This is a genomic window from Streptomyces sp. NPDC007346 (genome assembly GCF_040703535.1).
Lineage (GTDB): Bacteria > Actinomycetota > Actinomycetes > Streptomycetales > Streptomycetaceae > Streptomyces.
Window position 1 is genome coordinate 1 of the sequence record NZ_JBEYKR010000032.1, and the last position, 22189, is coordinate 22189.

The window sequence follows — 22189 nt, forward strand, 5'->3', positions numbered from 1 at the left end:
CACCCGTGGTCGCTGGCCCGAAAAGATCAGCAGTGACGACCAGCTCAAGGCGGCTGCCCAGCGCGAGCAGCAGCAGCTCAAGGGCTGGCTGGACGTAGAGCTTGTCGCCCTTCTGCCGGTAGCCGACCAGCTCGCCGTCGACCCAGAGCCGGCCGGCGTTGATCTGCTCCAGGTGGTTGATGCACCGCAGGAACGTCGACTTGCCGGAGCCCGACGGGCCGATCAGGCAGAACACCTCACGCGGGGCGACCTCCAGGTCGATGCCCTTGAGGATGTGGGCGGCGCCGAAGGACTTGTGGACGCCCTCGGCCTTCACCATGGGAGTGGTCATGCGGAGACACCTCCGGAGGGCCGGTTGCCGAACGCGGCGAGGTTGACCTTGACGCGCTGCCACGGGGTGAGCGGCAGAGAGCGCAGCGAGCCGCGGGCGAAGCGGCGCTCCAGGTAGTACTGGCCGACGCTGAACACGCTGGTCATCACGATGTACCAGATGGACGCGACGAACAGCATCTCCATCACCGCGTACGACGTGGAGCCGATCTGCGAGGTGGAGCGGAGCAGTTCGTTGTACGTGACCGCGTAGACCAGCGAGGAGGTCTTCAGCATGTTGATGAACTCGTTGCCGGTCGGCGGGATGATCACCCGCAGCGCCTGCGGCAGGACCACGCGGCGCATGGTCTTCGCCTGGGTCATGCCCAGCGCGTGCGAGGCCTCGGTCTGGCCCTCGTCCACCGACTGGATGCCGGCGCGGCAGATCTCCGCCATGTAGGCGGCCTCGTTCAGGGCGAGCCCCAGCAGGGCGCACATGAACGGGGTCATGACGTCCGTCATCTCGTCCTTGTAGATGAACGGGATGTTCAGGACCGGGAAGATCAGCGCCAGGTTGAACCAGAGCAGCAGCTGGACGTAGACCGGGGTGCCCCGGAAGAACCAGATGTACAGCCACGCCACCCAGCTGGTGACCGGGTTCTTCGACAGCCGCATCACGGCCAGGACGACACCGAGGATCACGCCGAGCACCATGGCCAGGACGCTGACCATCAGGGTGCGGCCGGCTCCGGCGACGACGTTGCTGTCGAACAGCTTGTCGCCCACGGCGTGCCACTGGATGTTGCCCTGGGAGAAGGCGTACGCCAGGGCCACGAGGAGGCCGATGACCACGACGCCGCTGATCCAGCGGCCGACGTGGCGGACGGGGATGGCCTTGATGTTCTCCGGGGCCGTGGTGGCGGCCTTGGAGACGGACACCGGACCGGCCGGTGAACCGGCGGGTGTCTTGTCGAACTTGTCAGTCATCGTGACTGCCCTTCGGTGAAGCGTCCGGTCACTTGCCGCCGTTGATGGCGGCCTTGTCGATCGCTCCCGTGCCGGCGCCCCACTTGTCGAGCACCTTCTGGTACGAGCCGTCGGCGATGATCGCGTCGACGGCCTCCTTCAGGGCGTCCCGCAGCCCGGTGTTGTCCTTCTTGACGGCGATGCCGAACGGGCCCGCGTCGATCTGGTCGCCGACGACCTCGAAGGCGTTGCCGCCGTCGGCCTTGCGGGCCAGGTCGACCGCGACCGGGTAGTCGTTGACACCGGCGACCGAGCCGCCGGACTTGACCCGGGTCTGGGCCTCGGTGTCGTTCTCGAACGACTCGATCTTGACAGCCTTCCTGCCGCCGTCCGTACAGGCCTTGGACTGCTTCTTGAGGGCTTCCTCGTAGGTGGTGCCGCGCTGGACGGCGGCGGCCTTCCCGCAGAGGTCCTCGATGGACTTGATGTTCTGCGGGTTGCCCTTCTTCGTGTACACGGCGGTGCCGGCGAGGAAGTAGTCGACGAAGTCGACGCCCTCGCCCAGCTTCTTGCCGGAGTCGTCCAGGCCCTCCTGGCGCTGCTTGTTGTCCGTGATGGACGACATGGCGATGTCGTGGCGGCCGGAGTTGAGGGCGGTGATCAGCCCGTCGAAGGAGCCGGAGGTGAACTCGAACTTCACGCCCAGCTGCTTGCCGAGGGCCTCGGCGATGTCGGGGTCGACGCCCACGATCTTGCCGTTCTCGACGGACTCCATCGGGGCGTACTCGGCGTTCGTACCGACCTTGATGACACCCGACTTCTGGTACTTCTCCGGCAGCTTGGCGAAGAGCGGGGCGCCGGCCTTGGTGGCCGTACCGCTGCCGACCTCCGAGGAGGAGCTGTCGGTCTGGTCGCCGCAGGCGGTGAGCAGCAGGGTGCCGGCGACCGCGATGGCGCCGACCGCCGCAATCCGGGACTTCGCGGTCTTGCGACGCATGATGCTTGCGGTCATGTCGGGATCCTCCGGCAGGTGAGGGTGAGCGTGCTTTCGGGGCGGCTGGGCACGCACCTTCGAGTGTCGCCACCTTGTGTGATGACGGCATCCTGCCATTTGGACTGGCCGATTCAGGGGCCCGGCCATGTCAAAATCGGATAACGGGCGACCCCCGAACTCGCGTGACCGGTACGTCAGGACCGGACCATCTGCCGCGAACCATCGCCACCGCCGGAGAATCTTCGGCGTGTCTCTCCCACCGGGCGGCATTTATGCCGGTCTGCCGACTTGTCCAGATATTCGACTATGAGTCACGTCACCGCCTCGGAATGGACTCGTGCGAGAGCGGGTTGGTCCGGTAAGAAAGACGTTTACACCCCTCATCCGGGGCTCAGGGCGCGTGTGCGGCGCGCCCGCGCGTATGTACCTCTCCCTGCCGGGGCGGGCCAACCGCTCGGCGCAGGGCACGTACGCGGTGCCCGCCCACCCCTCCTCAACCAGGAGTGGCCACCCTCAAACGATGAAGACTTAAGGGGTCAACACCATGGCAGCGGAGATCGTCAATCCTCGCAGCGACAGCACCACCGACAGCGGCATCCAGCGCACGAGCGCAGCGGACACCGGGGCCGACGAGCCCTTCGATCCGGCCTTCGCCCTCCACCGGGGAGGGAAGATGGCCGTTCAGTCCACCGTCCCGATCCGGGACAAGGACGACCTCTCCCTGGCCTACACACCCGGCGTGGCCAAGGTGTGCAGCGCCATCGCCGACAACCCCGAGCTCGTCCACGACTACACCTGGAAGTCCCAGGTCGTGGCCGTCGTGACGGACGGCACCGCCGTGCTCGGCCTCGGTGACATCGGGCCCGAGGCGTCCCTCCCCGTGATGGAGGGCAAGGCCATCCTCTTCAAGCAGTTCGGCGGCGTCGACGCGGTGCCGATCGCGCTCGCGACCACCGATGCCGACGAGATCGTCGAGACGGTCGTCCGGCTCGCCCCCTCCTTCGGCGGGGTGAACCTGGAGGACATCTCGGCCCCCCGGTGCTTCGAGATCGAGCGCAAGCTCCAGGAGCGGCTCGACATCCCGGTCTTCCACGACGACCAGCACGGCACCGCCGTCGTCACCCTCGCCGCCCTGCGCAACGCCGCCAGGCTCTCCGGGCGCACGCTCGGTGACCTGCGCGGTGTCATCTCCGGTGCGGGCGCGGCGGGCGTGGCCATCGCCAAGTTCCTGCTGGAGGCCGGCATCGGCGATGTCGCGGTGGCCGACCGCAAGGGCATCGTCAGCCAGGACCGGGACGACCTGACCGACGTCAAGCGCGAGCTGGCCGAGCTCACCAACCGGGCAGGAATCTCCGGGTCGTTGGAGAAGGCGCTCGCCGGTGCGGACGTCTTCATCGGCGTCTCCGGCGGTACGGTCCCGGAGGCGGCGGTGGCGTCGATGGCGCCCGGCGCGTACGTCTTCGCGATGGCCAACCCGAACCCGGAGGTCCACCCCGAGATCGCGCACAAGTACGCGGCGGTGGTGGCGACCGGGCGCTCCGACTTCCCGAACCAGATCAACAACGTGCTGGCCTTCCCGGGGATCTTCGCGGGGGCGCTCCAGGTGCGGGCCTCCCGGATCACGGAGGGCATGAAGATCGCCGCGGCGAACGCGCTGGCGGACGTGGTGGGCGATGAGCTGGCGGCGGACTACGTGATCCCGTCGCCGTTCGACGAGCGGGTCGCCCCGGCGGTGACGGCCGCGGTGGCCGCCGCCGCGCGTGCGGAGGGCGTGGCCCGGCGCTGACGCCGGCGTCACGCGGGTGATGGCGGGGCGGGGCCCGGTGCACGGGGCCCCGCCCGTCGCCGATTCCGGGGCCCCGGGCCCCGGCCCCTCGCTCGCCGGAGGGGCGCGTAGGCAATTGGTGTGCGTCACACGCGCAGGCGGTTACGCCGTCGCCCCGCCCGGCCTATCGTCGAGCCATGTTCGCCGCCTACGCAGCCCGCATCGACCCCGACCAGCCTCTCAACGGCCTCGAGCTGGGCGAACGCCCGGCCCCCCAGGCGCGTGCCGGATGGAGCACCATCACCGTCCGGGCCGCCTCCCTCAACCACCACGACCTCTGGTCGCTGCGGGGCGTGGGCCTCGCCGAGGACCGGCTTCCGATGATCCTCGGCTGTGACGCCGCCGGCATCGACGAGGACGGCAACGAGGTCGTCCTGCACTCCGTGATCGGCCAGTCCGGGCACGGGGTCGGCCCCAGGGAGCCGCGCTCCATCCTCACCGAGCGCTACCAGGGCACCTTCGCCGAGCAGGTCGCCGTCCCCACCTGGAACGTGCTGCCCAAGCCGAAGGAGCTCTCCTTCGAGGAGGCCGCCTGCCTGCCGACCGCCTGGCTCACCGCGTACCGCATGCTCTTCACCAACGCCGGGGTGCGGCCGGGCGATGCGGTGCTCGTCCAGGGCGCGGGCGGCGGGGTCGCCACCGCCGCGATCGTCCTCGGGAAGGCCGCCGGGCTCCGGGTCTTCGCCACCAGCCGCGACGAGACCCGGCGCAAGCGGGCCGTGGAGCTCGGCGCGCTGGAGGCGTACGAGCCCGGGGCGCGGCTCCCCCAGCGGGTGGACGCCGTCATCGAGACCGTCGGGGCCGCCACCTGGTCCCACTCGGTGAAGTCGCTGCGCCCCGGCGGCACTCTCGTCATCTCGGGGGCCACCAGCGGGGACCGGCCCTCGCACGCCGAGCTGACCCGGATCTTCTTCCTGGAGCTGAAGGTCGTGGGCTCCACCATGGGGTCCAAGGACGAGCTGGAGGACCTGCTCGCCTTCTGCGCGACGACGGGGGTCCGCCCGGTCATCGACGAGGTGCTGCCGCTGGACCGGGCCCGTGAGGGGTTCCAACGGCTGGCCGACGGCGAGCAGTTCGGGAAGATCGTGCTCGGGCCGACCGCGTAGGGGCGGGAAGAACCCGGCCTTGACTGGCTCTTGATGGGGCGTCAGCTCTGCTGATGGGATGCGGCCCATGCAAATGGGCAGAGCACTCATGGCAGTTGTCATCGCGTCCGTCCTGGCGGCGGGGGCCCTCGCCCCCGCCGCCTCGGCGCACCCAGCACCCGCATCCGCACCCGCCGCGGCCACGTCGGCGTATCAACGTTCCATCCCGCCGCCGCTGAACAACTCCCTGCCCAACATGGGCCGCTTCCACCGCGAGGCCGTCGCCTCCCTGAACCGCTACAGCTCCGGCTGGGCCGGGTACGTCTGGTGCTACGGCGGCGGCTACTGCGCGGTCGACGAGCACGGCCGCTTCCGCACGAACAAGGAGCAGACGGCGACCCCGTACGCCCCGGCCGTCGCGGGGACGGTCCGCTCCGAGGCGTACGACGCGCAGAGCCGCTTCTACCGGCTCGCCTACCGGGCGGCCGCCCGCCCCGGCACCACCGAGCTCTCCCTGCCCCCGTCCTCCCGGGGCTGGCGCGTCTTCGTCACCGGCCCCGCCCGCCTCCTCGGCAGGGCGCCGCACGGGGGACGGGTGGCCGTCCTGGCGTGGCCCGGGGCACCGGTGGTGGTGACCGTGCGGGAGGGTGGCCCGCATGGATGAACTGACCACCCCTGAAGGGTTCCTGCTCCGCCCCTGGCACCCCGCCGACGCCTCCGCCGTGCTCCGCGCCTTCGCCCCGGCCGAGATGGACCGGCAGACGGACCGGCCCGTCTCCGACCGGGTGGGGGCGCTGACCTGGATCGCGAGCCGTACGCGGGAGAGGGGGGCCCGGACCGGCTACTCCTGGGCCGTCGTGGGGGAGGAGGGCGATCCGCTCGGCTGCGTGGCCGTCGACGCCGTCACCCGGATCCACGACCGGGGCTGGGTCTCCTACTGGACCACCGAGGCGGCGCGCGGCCGGGGCGTCGCCTCCGCCGGAGTACGGGCGCTGGCGCGGTGGGCGTTCGGTGAGCTCGGCCTGTACCGGCTGGAGCTGGGCCACCGCACCGACAACCCCGCCTCCTGCCGGGTCGCCGCACGGGCCGGGTTCGCGGTCGAAGGGCTCGAGCGGGCCAAGCTGCGCTACGGCGACGTGCGGTACGACATCGAGCGCCACGCCCGGCTGGCGGACGATGTCGTCAACTTTGATTGACGGAAAGGGTGTGTCAATGTAGGTTGACACCATGACCGAAGCAACGGATCTGGCCGCACGCGCCGGTGACCGCGACCCGCGTGTCGGGCTGCGGGCGGTGGCCGCGCTGCGGCGGCTGCTGGAGCAGCTCGAAGCCGTACAGGTACGCAGTGCCCGCGTCCAGGGATGGTCGTGGCAGGAGATCGCCGCCGAGCTGGGCGTCAGCCGGCAGGCCGTGCACAAGAAGTACGGGAGGCGCTGATGTTCGAACGGTTCACTCAAGGGGCCCGCGTGACCGTAAAGGGGGCCGTGGCGCAGGCGGAGCGCGTCGGGGCCGCATCGGTCACCGAGGAGCACCTGCTGCTCGCCCTGCTGGAACAGAAGGGGGGCCGGGCCTCCGCCGCCCTCACCGCCCTCGGGCTGACCGGCCGCCGCGCCTCCCTCGACGCCTCCTTCGCCGAGGCCCGCCGCCGGGGCGGGCTGACGAAGGCCGACGCGGAGGCCCTCGCGGGGATCGGGATCGACGTCGGCGCCGTCGTGGACCGGGTGGAGGGGGCCCACGGCGAGGGCGCTCTCGCCGCCGACCGGGGCAGCCGCCGGTGGTGGTCGGGGCACCGCCCCTTCACCCCGGGGGCGAAGAGCATCCTGGAGAAGTCGCTGCGGGTGGCCCTGGGGCGCGGCGACCGGTTCATCGGCGAGGAGCACCTGCTCCTGGCCTTCACGGCGACCCCCGGAACCGTCGCCGACGTCCTCGCCGAACACGGGGCGACCTACGTGACCGTGCTGGGGGCGCTGTACGGGCCCGAGGCCGACGGGCAGGGGCACGCCGAGGCGGGGTGATGGCGCGGAAGGTCCCACGTGGGGCGTGGAAGGCCTTACACGGGGCACCGGAGGCCCCGCGCAGGGCACGGGAAGCCCCACGCGGGGCCTTCGGAAGGTCCCACGTGGGGCACCGGAGGCCCCGCGTGGGGCGCGGGAAGTCCTCACGCGGGGAACGGGAGGCCCCGCGCAGGGCGCGGGAAGCCCTCAAGCAGGGCGTAGAAGGGGGCGTAGGCCTCGCGGTAGGGGGCGGGTGCCCCGTACCGGCAAGGCGCCCACCCCCGCCGCGCTCCCGGGCTCTCAGCGCTTCCCGGGGCCCTTCGTATCCTCCGCGCCCCCCGCGTCCTCCGCGCCCTCCGGTGTCAGCAGCGCCTCGATCCGCGCCGCCGCCGCGCCCAGGTGGCCCCGGGCCTCGGCCAACTGGTCCTCCGTCACCCCGTGGTCGCGGGCCGTGTCCCGGACGGTGTCGCGGAACCGGTCCAGCAGGCGGTCCAGGTCGCGCGCCGGGTCGCCGGTGACCGGGACGTCGCTGCCCCAGTCGGAGGGGGCGTCGGACCCGGGGGCCTCGGCCGCCTCGGAGTCGGCGGTCCCGGGGCCGGCGGGCCAGGGCTTGCCGAACGAGGTCCAGCCGCCCGAGCGGGCGAAGCCGCCGAGCTGGCCGGTGATCTCGGCCAGTCCCTCCCGTACGCCGGAGGGCCAGTCGCCCCGGGCGAAGTGCTCCTGCACCTGGCGGGCGGCGTTCTGCATCTGCTCGCGCGCCCTGTCCTGGGCCTCCTTGGCCTGGCGGCGGGCCTGCTGGGCCTCCTCACGGGCGCGCCGCGACTCGTCCTTCGCCCGGCGCGCCTGCTCCTTCCACTCCTGCTTGGCCCGGCGCAGCTCCTCCTTGGCGTTGCGCCACGCCTCGCTGTCGCCGAAGTCGCCGAAGTCCCCGAAGGGGGAGGAGGACTTCCTCTCCTCGGCGCCGTCCTCGGCACCACCCTCGACACCGTCCCCGGCGCTGTCCTTCGCGCCGTCGCCCCCCGTCCCCTGCCGGGAATCGGAGGTCGCCGCCCGCACGTCGCTGCGGAGCCGGCCCGCCGCCCCGCGCACGTCGTCGCGTATCTCGGCGGCCAGTTCGGCCAGGGAGTCGCGGATCTCCAGCTCCAGATCGGCCAGTTCACCGCTGCGGCCCGCCAGCTCCGCGCGCCCGGCGTCGGTGATCGAGTAGACCTTGCGGCCGCCCTCGGTGGCGTGGGTGACCAGCCCCTCGGCCTCCAGCTTGGCCAGCCGGGGGTAGACGGTGCCCGCGGAGGGGGCGTACAGGCCCTGGAAGCGCTCCTCCAGGAGGCGGATCACCTCGTAGCCGTGGCGCGGGGCCTCGTCCAGGAGCTTGAGCAGGTACAGGCGCAGACGGCCGTGGGCGAAAACAGGGGGCATGTCAGAGAACCTTTCCGGTCGGCTCGGCACCGTACGTGTCGTCCTCGGCGGAGGGCCTGCGCAGCAGGGCGATCGAACCGGAGACGGTCGTCGCCTTCAAGGTCCCCGTCCCGGCGCCGAGTGTGCCGGTGATCTTCTTCGCGCCCCACTGCCCGCCGACCCGCAGGTCCTCGAAGGCGTTGGAGACGGCCCCGCTCGCGGTGTTGGCCTCGACCCTGGCGTCGGCCGGGTGCGGCAGCCGGATCGCGATCTCGCCGGAGACCGTGGTCAGCCTGATGTCGGTGGGCCTGCCCGAGGAGTCGACGTCCAGCACCATGTCACCGCTGATCGACTCGGCGCGGACCGAGGCGCCCGCCCCGTCGACCACCGTCAGATCACCGGCCACCGAGTGGAAGCGCAGGTCCCCGGTGACGCGCTGGGCCTCCAGGCTGCCCGAGACGGAGTCCCCGCGGACCGCGCCCGTCAGCCCGACGAGGGTGATGTCGCCGGTGATGCCGCGTACGTCGGTGCGTCCGCCGATCCCGGAGACGACGGCCCCGGCGCCGACCACCCCGACCTCCACCGAGGCGGCGGTGGGCACGACGAGCGAGACCACCGCACTGCGGCACCGCCCGTTGGGGTCGAGCCAGCGCAGCAGGTCCTGCCAGGGGAGGTCGTCGTACGCCACGGTCAGGCGGCCGTCCTCGTGCGTCACGACGAGCGGCGGGCCCTCGATGGCGGAGACCTCCAGCCGGGCGCCCGGCTCGTCGCTCCCCACGACGTTGACCGTGCCGCCGACGACGCGTACCTGGAGCGCGGTCACCGGGTCGTCGAAGGTGAGCTTCTGCGGCTCGCTGACGGTCCGCTTCGACACAGCCATGGATGTGACCTCCCGGAGACGATGATGACGCAACATATCGCGTCTCGTGATGAACACGATATATCGCGGTTGGGTGAAGTCAAGCGCCCTCATGGGGGCCGCATGCGAACAAAGCGCATCAGACATGGGCAAATTGCCCTAGCGTGTGGCACATGAACGCGACATCCACGGGGGCGCTCCTGCTGTGCCGCGCCGACCCCGAGACCGTACGGCCGCTCGCCCACCTGCTGCGCGAGCAGATGCTGCTGACGCGCGCGGGCGAGGAGTGGAGCGCCCTCGTACCGGAGGGGAAGCCCTGGCGGGGTCCCGGCCCTTCCGGCGGCGGCGACTCGTCCGGCGGCGACCCCGAGCCCGTCGACCGGGTCCTCGGCGGCTGGGCCGCCGCCCTGGCCGTCGGCTCCACCTGGCCGGTGCTCGCCCTGTGGTGGGACGGCGACCGGGCCGGATACACCCTCGCCGCCGGATTCCGCCGCCCCGTCGGCTACATCTGGCTGGCCGACGGCACCCCGGCGGGCGAGGACGAGGCGATGCGCACCTTCGCGGCCCGGCTCGGCCTCGACCCCGTACTGGACCTCCAGGCCCTGGAGGAGCTGACCCGGCCCGACCCCGAGTCGGACGCCGAGGCCCGGCTGCGCGGCCTGCTCGCGGTCCTGGCCCGTACGGGACTCACCCTGCCGGCCGGGCTCGGCCCGGGGGAGAGCGCCGACCGGCTGCGCAGCGTCGCCGGGGTGCAGCGCGGGGCGGAGCGCATCGAGTGGGCGGGGTGGCGCGATGCCGTACGGGCCGAGCTCGACGCGGTGGAGTCCAGCAGCCTCGGCCCCTGGGTGCGCGGCCCCCGCGCCCGTGCCGTGGCGGCCGTCCAGCTCGCGGCCGGGCTCCCGCTCCTGCTGTGGGGCGCCCGCCGCCGCAGCGGGGGATGGGCGGCCGCCGGGGCCGTACTCCTCGTGCAGGGCGCGCTGGGGCTCGCCTACCACCGGGCCAGGGAGAGCGCGGAGAGGCCGTAGACGGCCCTGGGCCTAGGCGTCCTCGTCGTCCTCGTCGTCCAGCCGGGCCAGCCAGGTCGCCAGGCGCTCGACGGGCACCTCGAAGTCGGGGTTGAGATCGACGAACGTACGCAGCTGCTCGGCGAGCCACTCGAAGGTGACCTCCTCCTCGCCGCGCCGCTTCTCCAGTTCCTCGATGCCACGGTCCGTGAAGTACATGCGAAAAGGATAACGAGCCGGGAAACGCCGGGGACCCGGCCCCGCGACAAGCGCGGAACCGGGTCCCCGGGACATGCGGTGATGCGGTCCTCAGGCCTCGAAGACCTCGTTGACCAGCTGCGTCTGCTCCGCCTGGTGACGCTTGGCCGAGCCGACCGCCGGGGACGAGCCGTGCGGCCGCGAGATGCGGCGCAGGCGCTCGCCGTGCGGCACGTCCGCGCCGACGGCCAGGTCCAGGTGGTCGATCAGGTTGAGCGCGATGAACGGCCACGCACCCTGGTTGGCCGGCTCCTCCTGGGCCCAGAGGTACTTCTCGGCGTTCGGGTACTTGGCGATCTCGGCCTGGATCTCCGCACCCGGCAGCGGGTACAGCCGCTCCAGCCGGATGAGCGCGGTCTCCGTGTCGCCGCGCTTCTCCCGCTCGGCGTCCAGGTCGTAGAAGAGCTTGCCCGCGCAGAAGACGACCTTGCGGACCTCCTCCGCCTTGACCGAGTCGTCGCCGATCACCGGGCGGAAGCCGCCGGTGGTGAACTCCTCGATCTTCGACGCCGCGGCCTTCAGGCGCAGCATCGACTTCGGGGTGAAGACGATGAGCGGCTTGTGGTGCGGGTTGTGCACCTGCCAGCGCAGCAGGTGGAAGTAGTTCGACGGCAGGGTCGGCATCGCGACCGTCATGTTGTCCTGCGCGCACATCTGGAGGAAGCGCTCCGGGCGGGCGGAGGAGTGGTCCGGGCCCTGGCCCTCGTAGCCGTGCGGCAGCAGCAGCGTGACGCCGGAGGTCTGGCCCCACTTCTGCTCGGCCGAGGAGATGAACTCGTCCACGACGGTCTGCGCGCCGTTGACGAAGTCACCGAACTGGGCCTCCCAGATGACCAGCGACTCCGGGCGGGCCAGCGAGTAGCCGTACTCGAAGCCCATCGCCGCGTACTCGCTGAGCAGCGAGTCGTAGACGTTGTACCGGGCCTGCTCCTCGGTGAGGTACAGCAGCGGGGTGTAGTCCTCGCCGGTGACCTGGTCCACCAGGACCGCGTGGCGCTGGCCGAACGTGCCGCGGCGGCTGTCCTGGCCGGCGAGCCGGACCGGGGTGCCCTCCATCAGCAGCGAACCGATGGCCAGGGTCTCGCCCATGCCCCAGTCGATCGTGCCGTTCTCCACCGAGGCCGCGCGACGCTGCATCTGCGGCATCAGACGGGGGTGGACGGTGATCGACTCGGGGATGTTGACCTGCGACTCGGCGATCCGCTTGACGATCTCCGCGGAGACCGCCGTGTCGACGGCGACCGGGAACGCGGCCTGCGGCTCCGGCACGTGCGGGGCGGCCGGCTGCGAGGTGGCCTCGCGGACCTCGGCGAAGACCTTCTCCAGCTGACCCTGGAAGTCCTGGAGCGCCTGCTCCGCCTCTTCCAGCGTGATGTCGCCGCGACCGATCAGCGACTCGGTGTAGAGCTTGCGCACCGAGCGCTTCTTGTCGATCAGGGTGTACATCTGCGGGTTGGTGAACTCCGGGTTGTCGCCCTCGTTGTGACCGCGGCGGCGGTAGCAGATGAGGTCGATCACGACGTCCTTGTTGAACGCCTGCCGGAACTCGAAGGCGAGCCGCGCGACGCGGACCACGGCCTCCGGGTCGTCGCCGTTGACGTGGATGATCGGCGCCTCGATCATGCGCGCCACGTCGGTGGCGTACATCGAGGAGCGCGAGGACTCCGGGGCGGCGGTGAAGCCGACCTGGTTGTTGATCACCACGTGCACGGTGCCGCCGGTGCGGTAGCCGCGCAGCTGCGACATGTTCAGCGTCTCGGCGACGACGCCCTGGCCCGCGAAGGCCGCGTCGCCGTGGAGCGCGACGGGCAGGACCGTGAAGTCCGTGCCGCCCTTGTTGATGATGTCCTGCTTGGCGCGGGCGATGCCCTCCAGGACCGGGTCGACCGCCTCCAGGTGCGAGGGGTTGGCGGCCAGCGAGACCTTGATCTGCTCGCCGTCCAGACCGGTGAAGGTGCCCTCGGCGCCCAGGTGGTACTTGACGTCGCCCGAGCCGTGCATCGAGCGCGGGTCGAGATTGCCCTCGAACTCGCGGAAGATCTGCGCGTACGACTTGCCGACGATGTTCGCCAGCACGTTCAGGCGGCCGCGGTGGGCCATGCCGATGACGACCTCGTCGAGGCGGGCCTCGGCGGCGGAGTCGATGACCGCGTCGAGCAGCGGGATGACGGACTCGCCGCCCTCCAGCGAGAACCGCTTCTGACCGACGTACTTGGTCTGGAGGAAGGTCTCGAACGCCTCGGCCGCGTTCAGCCGGCGCAGGATGCGCAGCTGCTCCTCGCGCTCGGGCTGCTGGGCGCGGGGCCGCTCCACCCGGTCCTGGAGCCACTTGCGCTGCTTCGGGTCCTGGATGTGCATGAACTCGATGCCGGTGGTGCGGCAGTACGACTCACGCAGCACGCCGAGGATGTCGCGGAGCTTCATCAGCGACTTGCCGGCGAACCCGCCGACCGCGAAGTCCCGCTCCAGGTCCCACAGGGTGAGGCCGTGCTCGGTGATGTCGAGGTCGGGGTGCTTGCGCTGGCGGTACTCCAGCGGGTCGGTGTCGGCCATGACGTGGCCGCGGACCCGGTAGGAGTGGATCAGCTCGAAGACCCGCGCGGCCTTCGTCACGTCGTTGTCGTGCGACGCGTCGATGTCCGTGAGCCAGCGGACCGGCTCGTACGGGATGCGCAGCGCCTTGAAGATCTCGTCGTAGAAGTCGTTCTGGCCGAGCAGCAGCTGGCTCAGGACCCGCAGGAACTCGCCGGAGGCGGCGCCCTGGATGACCCGGTGGTCGTAGGTCGACGTGAGCGTCATGACCTTCGAGATGCCGAGCTTGTTCAGGGTGTCCTGGGAGGTGCCCTGGAACTCCGCCGGGTAGTCCATCGCGCCGACGCCCATGATGAGGCCCTGTCCGGGCATCAGGCGGGGCACCGAGTGGACGGTGCCGATCCCGCCGGGGTTGGTCAGCGAGGCGGTGACGCCGGTGAAGTCGTCCATGCCGAGCTTGCCGATGCGGGCGCGCCGGACGATGTCCTCGTACGCCTGCCAGAACTCGAAGAAGTTGAGCGTCTCGGCCTTCTTGATGGCCGCGACGACCAGCTGGCGGTCGCCGTTCGGCTTCACCAGGTCGATGGCGAGGCCGAGGTTGATGTGCTCCGGCTTGACCAGGGTCGGCTTGCCGTCCTTCACCGCGAAGGAGTAGTTCATCGACGGCATGGCCTTGAGGGCCTGCACCATCGCGTACCCGATGAGGTGCGTGAAGGAGATCTTCCCGCCGCGGGCGCGCTTGAGGTGGTTGTTGATGACGATGCGGTTGTCGAAGAGCAGCTTCACCGGGACCGCGCGGACGGACGTGGCCGTCGGCAGCTCCAGCGAGGCGTTCATGTTCTTCGCGACGGCGGCCGAGGGGCCGCGCAGCGTCACGTACTCGGGGCCGGCCGGGGCCTCGGTGGCCTCGTCCGCCTTTTCCTTCGCCTTGGCGGGCGCCGCCGCGGGCTTGGCCGCCGCGGGCTTCGCGGGGGCCGGGGCGGCCTTGGCCTCGGCGGGCTTGGCGGCCGCGGGCTTGGCGTCGGCCGGCTCGGCCTGCGCCGGGGCTGCCGCCGGAGCGGCGGCGGGCTTGGCCGGAGCGGCGGGCTGCGCCGGGGCGGCCGGGGCCGGAGCCGCCGCAGCCCCCGAGGCTGCGGCGCCGGGAACGGGCTTGTCCGCCGTGCCGGAGGTGCCCGGCTTGTAGTCGGCGAAGAAGTCCCACCAGGCGCGATCGACCGAACTGGGATCCTGGAGGTACTGCTGGTAGATCTCGTCGACGAGCCACTCATTGGCGCCGAACGCGGCGGCCGGGTTGGTTCCCGGGCTGGCTTGGTCGGTCGAGATGCTCGAGTTACTGGGGGACTGAGACGACACGGCGGCAACCGCCCTCTTCCGCTTCACAAGGTGATGGACAGCGGAAATCAAGGCTACGCCCCCCAAACCGTTCCTTGCAGACCGGGCCGGTGCTTCGTCGTGCACATCACATCGCAACGCGGGTTTCGGCGCAGGAAATGGCGGGAAACAAGCGAAGTTCCACTGCACTTCGGGTACGCAGGACCGTGGATACGGTCCTTCGACCGTATCCCCTTCAGATCCCCTTCGGGCAGGACACGGAGAACGTGCCCTTCCGGTTCGACCCTATGTCAACCGTGCCGTCAACCGCGTCGCCCGGACGATCCCGGAAGTGTGACCTGGATCCGGCAGCCCCGCGCGGATTCGGCCACACCGATCCGGCCGCCGTGCAGATCCACCGCCCAGCGGGCGATGGCGAGCCCCAGTCCCGTACCGCCGTCGCTGCCCGGACCGTGCGGTGAGGGGGCCTGGCCCCGGTTGAACCGCTCGAAGACCCGGTGGCGCTCCGCCTCCGGGATGCCGGGGCCCTCGTCCATGACCTCCAGCTCCAGCGACTCCGGGTAGGCACCGCGCCGCGCCAGGACCGTCACCCGGCCGTGCGGCGGGCTGTGCTTGACCGCGTTGTCGATGAGGTTGGCCACCACCTGGTGCAGCCGCTCGGCGTCCGCGTGCGCGGTGAGCTCCGGCGGCGAGACGTCCAGGTGCAGATGGACGTCCGTACGGGAGTGGTTGCCCGACCCCGACGACAGGTGTCGCTGGGACGCGGCGAGATTGGCTTCTTTCAGTACGCCCGAAAGGTAGGGCCACACCTCGAAGCGGCGCGCCTTGAGCGCCGCCACCCCGTTGTCCAGCCGGGACAGGTCCAGCAGCGTCTCCACCAGCCGGCCCAGCCGCTCCGTCTGCTTCAGCGCCGTACGCATCGTCTCGGGATCGGCGGCCGAGACCCCGTCCACCACGTTCTCCAGCACGGCCCGCAGCGCCGCGATGGGGGTGCGCAGCTCGTGGGAGACGTTGGCGACCAGCTCCTTGCGGTGCCGGTCCTCCGCCTCCAGGTCGTCCGCCATGCGGTTGATCGTCTGGGCCAGGTCGCCCAGCTCGTCCCGCCGCCCGGCGCCGCTCACCCGGCGCGTGTAGTCGCCGTGCGAGATCGACCGGGCCACCGCTCTCATCTCGTCCAGCGGCGCGGTCAGACCGTGCGCCACGAACTGGGTGATCAGCAGCGTCGCGATCACCGAGAACACCGTGATGAACTGGAACTCGGTCCGCGTCCGCAGGGCGACGATCAGCAGCCCCGTGGTGATGAACACCGAGACCACGACGAGCGTGCCGAGCTTGGCCTTGATGGAGAAGGGCCGCATCCCCGACCCTGGCCGGGTCATGGAGCCGGGGTCTCCAGGGCGTAACCCACGCCGTGCACCGTACGGATCCGCTCGGCGCCGATCTTGCGGCGCAGCGCCTTGATGTGGCTGTCGACCGTACGGGTCCCCGAGGCGTCCGCCCAGTCCCAGACCTCGGCCAGCAACTGCTCCCGGGAGAGCACCGCGCGCGGGGTGTTGGCCAGGCAGACCAGCAGGTCGAACTCGGTCGGCGTGAGGTGGACGTCCTCGGCGCGCACCCGCACCCGGCGCTGCGCGTGGTCGATCTCCAGCTCGCCGAGGCGCAGTATCCCGCTGCGCGGCGTGACGGCGGCCAGCGCGGCACGCTCCACCCGGCGCAGCAGGACGTGCACCCGGGCGGCCAGCTCCCGCATGGAGAACGGCTTGGTCATGTAGTCGTCGGCGCCGACCCCGAGCCCGACCAGCATGTCGGTCTCGTCGTCGCGCGCGGTGAGCATCAGCACCGGCACCGGGCGCTGCGCCTGCACCCGGCGGCAGACCTCCAGGCCGTCGAAGCCCGGGAGCATGATGTCGAGCACCATCAGGTCGGGCTGCCACGCCTCGGCCGCGTCCACGGCGGCGGGCCCGTCCAGTGCGGTCTGCACCAGGAAGCCCTCCGCCCGCAGCCGGGCGGCAATGGCATCGACGATCGTGGCGTCGTCCTCGACCACCAGCACCCGGCGCTGGGCCCCCGGGGTGGCCGCGACGCCGTTGTGGGTGGTGTGTGTCTGTTCCATCGCCCCGCCCCTGCCCGTTCTCACGGGGGGCCAACCCCCGCAAGGCACGGTCTTCGCTCGTGGATTTCGTGGGTGATCCCTATGTGCCGGTCAGCAGCGTAAAGGCAGCGGAGGGCTCTCGGCTACGCAGGGTGTTGCCCCGAGGGTACGCGTTCGGCTCGGGCGGGGCGGTGGATCGTCGGCCTTGTCCCCCGATGACCGCCTCACCACTGGACCGTGCATACCGCGTGGGGGTTTCGCGCCCCCTTCAGCAACCCTTCGATGCGAGATGGACCACGTCGGGCACACCTCGGGCAACAGCCACTTCTTCGGTGACAACCCTGCTGAACCCGGCATTCCGCAATGCCTGTTCGAAGGCCGGTGACGGCTGCGCGGACCAGACGGCGAGCACGCCGCCCGGGGTCAGCCGGTCGAGGCAGTGGGCCAGACCGGCGGGGGAGTAGAGGCTCCCGTTGTCCTCCGTGACGGTCCAGTCGGGCCCGTTGTCGATGTCCAGGCAGAGCGCGTCGTAACGCTCCGTGGTGGTACGGAGGTGGGCGACCAGGTCCGTGTGGAGGACCTCGGTCCGGGGATCGGCCAGCGCCGCCCCGGAGATCCGGTCCAGCGGCCCCTGCCGGTGCCAGTCGACGATCGCCTGCTCCCGCTCCACGACAGCGATCCGCCCCCACCGTGCCTCCTCGGCGGCCCGCACCAGCGAGAAGCCCACCCCGAGCCCGCCGATCAGCACGGAGGGGCTGGTGCGCCCGGCGGGCAGGGCGGCCAGGGCGGCGTCGATCAGCAGCCGCTCGGAGCGCCCGTCGGAGGTGTCCATCAGGAAGCAGCCGTTGGCGATGATCTCGAAGTGCTCCCCGCGCTCGCGCAGGGCGACCTCGCCGAAGGGTCCTTCGCGGCGGTCCAGGGTGACGGGGGCGGGGGGAATCGTGGCGCGGATGAAGGTGTCGGGCTCCATGCCCCGGATTCTAGGAGCCGGGCACGCGTACGGCCGGTGGGCCAGGGCGACGGACGGTACGACGTCGTCGGCGATCAGCTCCGGCCGCCGCTTAAGGGTGGCCGTGGGGCCGGGGCGGTGCGGGGGAGCGCAGCGACGTTCCCGGGCTCGGAGCCCGGGAACGAAATGACCCGGTCGGACCGGGAGTTGGCCGTTCTGCTGCACAGTGAGAACCTCGGGCCATAATCTCTGGACTACGAAGACCGCCCGCAGCGGGGGCTGCGAAGGACGGCTTCGATCGTCTTACGGGGGCTTGATGATCGAGAAGATCCTGGTCGGCGCTGCTGTGGCGCTGCTGGGCTGGATCGGCCGGACGCTGGTGCGCAACCGGCACCATCTGTCACTGCTGCGACTGCTGCTCACACCCCGCCGCAGGGTCCGTGTCTCGGTGGCCGTCCTGTTACGCGTGCAGGACGAGGACCACTACGTCCTCTTCGGCTCCCCCACCCGGCCGGGAACGTTCGGCCCGCCGGGTGGGGTGGTGAAGTACCACGACTCGGAGCGTCGCGGCCTCGACAAGCTGCGGTTCGATCCGGAAGGCCGCACGCGTGACGTCATGAAGTACGACCTGCGGGGCTTCCTTCCGGCCGTCATGGTGCCCGGTTTCGCCCGGTGGCTGCACCGCGGCACGGGCCGGGAGCCCGCGGCGGACTGCCTGCGCCGCGAGCTGGCGGAGGAGCTGGGCGAGACCGGCCATCCCGAGCTGACACACCTGTCGCAGGCGGTGGGGTTCTCCCCGGTCCGCAAGGTGATCGACGGGCCGTGGGACGTCCCGGGCGAGCAGTACCGGCAGATCCGGTTCATGGAGGTGTACGACCTCCTGTGCGACCGGTCCGAGGCCGACGAGCTGCGTACGGCCCTGCTCGCCCTGTCCAGGGCCCAGGGCGACTCCCAGGTGGTCGGCGCCACGCGGCAGGACATCCTGCGAGGCCGGTCCGGACCTCACCTGATCCTGCCCCAGTCCGCCTTTCTCATCGGCGACCGACGTGTGCGCGAGGACATCCAGCCCGTGCGCTGAGAGGTGACACCACGTGGACGACCCCCTGGCCCTCCTGCATGCCGAGGCCTCGGCCCTGGGCATCGACCTCACCCCGGATCTGCTCGGGCGGGTCATGGCCCGCTTCGGCGAAGGAGACTTCGCGAAGCTGCTGGACCCCGACCCCGACGCCGGTGTCACCGTCGCCGGGGAGGTCTGGAAGGCGACGTACGGCAAGCTCCCGGAGGAGGACGCCGTCATCGCCTGCCTCGCCCTGCGCCGCGTGTTCGGACTCGGGCCTTCCCGGCTCCGGCCGCACCTCGGCGACCTGCGGTGGAAGGCGACCTGGTGCCATGTCCACCTGTACCTGTCCGGCTCGCTGTACCAGCGGTCCAAGGAGCTGATGAGCACGGGTTCGGGCGACGTCCTCCATCTGCTCACCGAGGCCCTGCGCTGCTGGGACGTCGTCGAACCGAACGACGCCCACCTGGCCAAGGGGCCCGCGGGCAGGATCTGGCGCGGGATGCGCGGGGTCACCCGTCTCATCATCGCCCGACAGGACCCCTCCCCTCTCGTCCTGCTGCACGGCGCGAGGGACGATCTGCGCCTGGCCGAGGAGCGCGGCGACACCAGCGCCGAGCATTTCGCCTTTCACCTGGAGGTCCTCCACCGGCTGGTGCAGGACCGGGCGGAGCTGCCCACGCTGTGGGCCGAGGCCGACGAGCTGGCCGTCCGGGCCCGGCCCCACGTCTCCGGCTCGTTCCCCTGGCTGTTCGCGCGGGGCGAGCTGTATCTGCGCAAGGCTCAGTCGGTCGTGGGCGCCGACGCCGAACGGCTGTCCCGAGGGCCCGACGCACCGCTACCCGACGGCGAGTCCGGCGTCCCGGACCTCCCCGACGAAGTCGCGGCCGTCGCCCGCCGCACAGCCGCGCTGGAGGCGTACGAGGAAGCGCTTCGTCACTTCCAGGAGGCACAGGACCGGGCCGTCGGCGGGGAACACGGCTTCCGGCTCGTCATGCTGCGCCACAACCAGGGCGTCGCCCGAGCGGGCATGGCCCGTACGCTCCAGGTGCTCCGGCGTCTCGACGAGGCCCAGGCCCACTACGCCGCCGCGATCGAGGACATGCGCTGGAGCGCCTCCCACGCCACACCGGTCCAGGGCTCCGCGTTCCCCTCGGCGCTGATCGACTACGCCATCCACCTGTACCGCGCCAAGGACTTCGCCGCCTCCCACGCGCTCGCGCAGGAGGCCCACCTTCTCTGCGTGGCCGATCCGGGCCGGCTCGGCGAGCCCAGGGAACGGTTCGCCCGCGAGTTGTGGCGTGCCACCGCGGTCCTGGCCCTCTGGCCCCCGAAGGAGGCGTCGTCCGACGACCTGTCGGACCCTGACGCCTGGGCCGCCCCCGATCCGGTGGAGCTGCGGACCCGGCTCGACGCGCTCCTGGCCTGCGGGCCGACCGAGTCGCTGACCGCCCGCCCCCTCGTCTGGGCCGCCCGGCTGCTCGTCGCCCAGGCGGACGAGGCCGACCTCGACCGCGTACGCGCCACGCTGACGACGCTCCACGCGTTACGGGAGACGGACTCGGCCGAGAACCGCCCCTGGTTGTCCACCCAACTGGGCATGTTGTTCGGCAAGTTGGACCGGCAATGGCGGGCGGCGGACGGTGCGGCGACGCGAGAGCCACAGCCGCCCCCCTTCGACAACCCGGCCGCACGGGCCTACACCTACTTCGGTGACGCCGTCCGTGAGTCGACCGTCCGCCGTCGACGCGTCGAGTTCGACCTCGGCAGGGCCGCGTTTCACCATGCCAAGGTCCTCCTCACGGAGACGGGGGACACCGAGGCCGCCGTCATGCTGCTGCACGAGGCACGTGAAGTCCTGCTGGCCTGCCTCGAGGAGGAGGTTGCGGCGGAGGGCGTACCTCCCACGACGGCTGCCCCGGCGGAGCAGCCGCTCGTCCGTGAGCACGTGACCAGGTACCTCGGCGAGACCTGCCTGCGCCTGAGCGCCCTCACCCAGGACAGGGAACACCTCCGTGAGGCGATCGACTGGCTGGAGCGGACCAGCGACTCGGGGGACGCGGTCGGCAACGTCCAGGGCCCGCTGGGCGACGCGTACCTCCGCCTGGCGCGCGCCGGAGACGTGCAGGCCCTCCACACCGCGCTGGCGCACAAGGCGCGGGCCCGCGACGCGGGGGACCGTTCCCCTGAGAACCTCAGCGTGTCGGCCGCGGGCCACCAGCGGCTGTGGCGGTCGACCCGGGACCCGCAGGAGTTCGTGACCGCGGTCGAGCTGGCGCTGGAGGCGTGCGGGCTCGCCCCCGGCTGGCCGTGGCCGCTGCTGCAACTCGCCGGCATGGCGGCTTCCTCGGCCACCGTGGAGGCACCGCCGCAGGAGCCGGAGGCCGCCACGCCCTCGCGGCCCGGGGACGCCGGGACGGACCGGCTCCGTGCCGCCGTGTGGGCCGGCGAGCAGGATCTGTTCTACGAGCGGGCGGCGCGGGCAGCGGTGTATTCGCAGCCCTTCCGCCGGACGGTGCTCGGCGGGCGGTCGGAGACCTTCGTCCTCGACGACCCGCACCGGCTGCTCTCCACCACCCTGGTGCTGAAGCCGACCTACCACGCCGAGGCGGAAGCCGAACAGTCGCACCTCGCCTCCTTGGGGCAGTACCTGCGCGACACCGCCGCCCCCCGCTGGATGAGGCTGCCGGAGGTGCTCGCCCTGGTGGCGCTGCCGTCCGACTTCGCCCATGGCCGCGCACTTCCCCCGGACACGGTTCTCGCCTCCCGCCGCGCCGTGGGCCGCAGCCTCGCAGGCGTCATCGCCGAGGCGTACGAAGGCCGTGGACGCTCACCGCGGGAGCACGTGGGCAACGCTCTGCGGTACCTGGCCCGCATTCACGTGTGGTCGAGCGGGATCGCGGACCCGGGCGGACCCGAGGAGGCGGCCCGCGCACACGCGTCCGTGGCGGCCGAACTGGAGAAGCGGGCCACGAGACTCGCCCTCCCCGACGCCCAAGGGCTGGCGGAGAGCTGGGCGGCGGCGGTCCGGTGGCCGCCGGTGTCGGTGCCAGGCCGGGACGCCCACGCGGAGAACTGGTTGATCACCGACTCCGGTGATGTGGTGGCCCTCGACCTGGAGCCGCACGGGCGCTTCCCCCTGCTCTACGAGGTGGCGCAGCTGATCGAGGACCACGCGGCACTGAGCCTGAAGGAGAGCGACTGGCCGGAGCGGGAGGCCCTGTGCCGGGTGTACCTGGACGAGCTCAGGGCCCTGGGACACCCGGACACGGTCGCCGCTGCCGACGTGCTCCCGGCCTATCAGGCGTTCGCGCTGGTCAGGGCGGTGTTCCTGGCGGAGCACCTGACGGTCGGCCGATCCGGCCCCGCCGCGACGGGGCGCGCGCCGGAGTCGACGGGTTCCCGCCGCTGGGCCGACCGCCGTCTCGCTCACGCCCGCGCACTCGTGGGCCACTGCGCCGGCACCGCGACCGACCCGCTGCTGCGGGAGCCGGCGCTGCGCCTGAAGGCATCGCTGCTCGCGTGATGGCCGGCCGAG

At 71.6% G+C, this 22189-nt stretch carries 18 protein-coding genes and 1 pseudogene; 9 read left to right on the top strand and 10 right to left on the bottom strand.

Features of this window, described 5'->3' with window-relative positions; all coding sequences use genetic code 11:
• The 3 genes from AB0917_RS11775 to AB0917_RS11785 all read right to left on the bottom strand — a co-directional run.
• Positions 1–331, bottom strand: a 331-nt coding sequence (locus tag AB0917_RS11775; RefSeq protein WP_366819341.1) for an ATP-binding cassette domain-containing protein, incomplete at its 3' end; no start/stop codon positions are given.
• The gene (locus tag AB0917_RS11780; protein ID WP_366819342.1) at positions 328–1296 is read right to left on the bottom strand and encodes an amino acid ABC transporter permease; all 969 of its coding nucleotides are present in this window, start codon (positions 1294–1296) and stop codon (positions 328–330) included. The genes AB0917_RS11775 and AB0917_RS11780, both read right to left, overlap by 4 nt.
• A gap of 28 nt (positions 1297–1324) precedes the next feature.
• Positions 1325–2287 carry an ABC transporter substrate-binding protein gene (locus AB0917_RS11785; RefSeq protein WP_366819343.1) on the bottom strand — a complete coding sequence of 321 codons (963 nt, stop codon included), beginning with the start codon at positions 2285–2287 and terminating at the stop codon, positions 1325–1327.
• Between the two features lie 526 nt (positions 2288–2813).
• On the opposite strand from AB0917_RS11785, the gene AB0917_RS11790 reads away from it, so the two are divergent.
• The 6 genes and pseudogenes from AB0917_RS11790 (at position 2814) to AB0917_RS11815 (ending at position 7194) form a co-directional block, all read left to right on the top strand.
• Positions 2814–4055 carry an NADP-dependent malic enzyme gene (locus AB0917_RS11790; protein ID WP_366819344.1) on the top strand — a complete coding sequence of 414 codons (1242 nt, stop codon included), beginning with the start codon at positions 2814–2816 and terminating at the stop codon, positions 4053–4055.
• A gap of 176 nt (positions 4056–4231) precedes the next feature.
• Positions 4232–5200, top strand: a complete 969-nt coding sequence (locus tag AB0917_RS11795) for a zinc-binding dehydrogenase (RefSeq protein ID WP_366819345.1) — start codon at positions 4232–4234, stop codon at positions 5198–5200.
• Between the two features lie 211 nt (positions 5201–5411).
• Positions 5412–5843 (top strand): annotated as a pseudogene (locus AB0917_RS11800) (endoglycoceramidase); the annotation flags it as partial.
• Positions 5836–6375 (top strand): GNAT family N-acetyltransferase, encoded by a 540-nt coding sequence (locus AB0917_RS11805; protein WP_366819346.1) that lies wholly within the window; start codon positions 5836–5838, stop codon positions 6373–6375. The pseudogene AB0917_RS11800 and the gene AB0917_RS11805, both read left to right, overlap by 8 nt.
• Before the next feature lie 31 nt (positions 6376–6406).
• A complete protein-coding gene (locus AB0917_RS11810; protein ID WP_006127526.1) occupies positions 6407–6616 on the top strand; it encodes a sigma factor-like helix-turn-helix DNA-binding protein in 210 nt (69 codons plus the stop codon).
• Positions 6616–7194, top strand: coding sequence for a Clp protease N-terminal domain-containing protein (locus tag AB0917_RS11815; protein WP_366819347.1), 579 nt, complete (start codon positions 6616–6618; stop codon positions 7192–7194). Before AB0917_RS11810 ends, AB0917_RS11815 begins: the two co-directional genes overlap by 1 nt.
• Positions 7195–7473: 279 nt before the next feature.
• Here AB0917_RS11815 and AB0917_RS11820 read toward each other — a convergent pair whose 3' ends face one another.
• Together AB0917_RS11820 and AB0917_RS11825 are read right to left on the bottom strand one after the other, a co-directional pair.
• A complete protein-coding gene (locus AB0917_RS11820) occupies positions 7474–8589 on the bottom strand; it encodes a helix-turn-helix transcriptional regulator (protein ID WP_366819348.1) in 1116 nt (371 codons plus the stop codon).
• A gap of 1 nt (position 8590) precedes the next feature.
• On the bottom strand, positions 8591–9448 hold the full coding sequence (locus tag AB0917_RS11825) for a hypothetical protein (RefSeq protein ID WP_366819349.1): 858 nt from the start codon (positions 9446–9448) through the stop codon (positions 8591–8593).
• Positions 9449–9600: 152 nt separating this feature from the next.
• On the opposite strand from AB0917_RS11825, the gene AB0917_RS11830 reads away from it, so the two are divergent.
• Positions 9601–10452, top strand: a complete 852-nt coding sequence (locus AB0917_RS11830; RefSeq protein WP_366819350.1) for a hypothetical protein — start codon at positions 9601–9603, stop codon at positions 10450–10452.
• Positions 10453–10464: 12 nt separating this feature from the next.
• On the opposite strand, the gene AB0917_RS11835 is transcribed toward AB0917_RS11830, so the two are convergent.
• The 5 genes from AB0917_RS11835 to AB0917_RS11855 form a co-directional block, all read right to left on the bottom strand.
• Positions 10465–10650, bottom strand: a complete 186-nt coding sequence (locus AB0917_RS11835; protein ID WP_003966321.1) for a DUF6104 family protein — start codon at positions 10648–10650, stop codon at positions 10465–10467.
• Positions 10651–10740: 90 nt separating this feature from the next.
• Entirely contained in the window at positions 10741–14574 is a 3834-nt protein-coding gene (locus AB0917_RS11840; RefSeq protein WP_366819351.1) for a multifunctional oxoglutarate decarboxylase/oxoglutarate dehydrogenase thiamine pyrophosphate-binding subunit/dihydrolipoyllysine-residue succinyltransferase subunit, read from the bottom strand.
• A gap of 281 nt (positions 14575–14855) precedes the next feature.
• Entirely contained in the window at positions 14856–15932 is a 1077-nt protein-coding gene (locus AB0917_RS11845) for a HAMP domain-containing sensor histidine kinase (RefSeq protein WP_366819352.1), read from the bottom strand.
• Positions 15929–16666: a response regulator transcription factor gene (locus AB0917_RS11850; protein ID WP_015611314.1), complete on the bottom strand. Its 738-nt coding sequence runs from the start codon at positions 16664–16666 to the stop codon at positions 15929–15931. Before AB0917_RS11850 ends, AB0917_RS11845 begins: the two co-directional genes overlap by 4 nt.
• A gap of 247 nt (positions 16667–16913) precedes the next feature.
• A complete protein-coding gene (locus AB0917_RS11855; protein WP_366819353.1) occupies positions 16914–17615 on the bottom strand; it encodes a spermidine synthase in 702 nt (233 codons plus the stop codon).
• A gap of 295 nt (positions 17616–17910) precedes the next feature.
• Between AB0917_RS11855 and AB0917_RS11860 the strand changes: the two genes are divergently transcribed.
• Together AB0917_RS11860 and AB0917_RS11865 are read left to right on the top strand one after the other, a co-directional pair.
• Complete coding sequence (locus tag AB0917_RS11860) at positions 17911–18672, top strand: hypothetical protein (RefSeq protein ID WP_366819354.1); 762 nt, start codon at positions 17911–17913, stop codon at positions 18670–18672.
• A gap of 13 nt (positions 18673–18685) precedes the next feature.
• Entirely contained in the window at positions 18686–22177 is a 3492-nt protein-coding gene (locus AB0917_RS11865; protein WP_366819355.1) for a hypothetical protein, read from the top strand.
• The last annotated feature ends 12 nt before the right edge of the window (positions 22178–22189 follow it).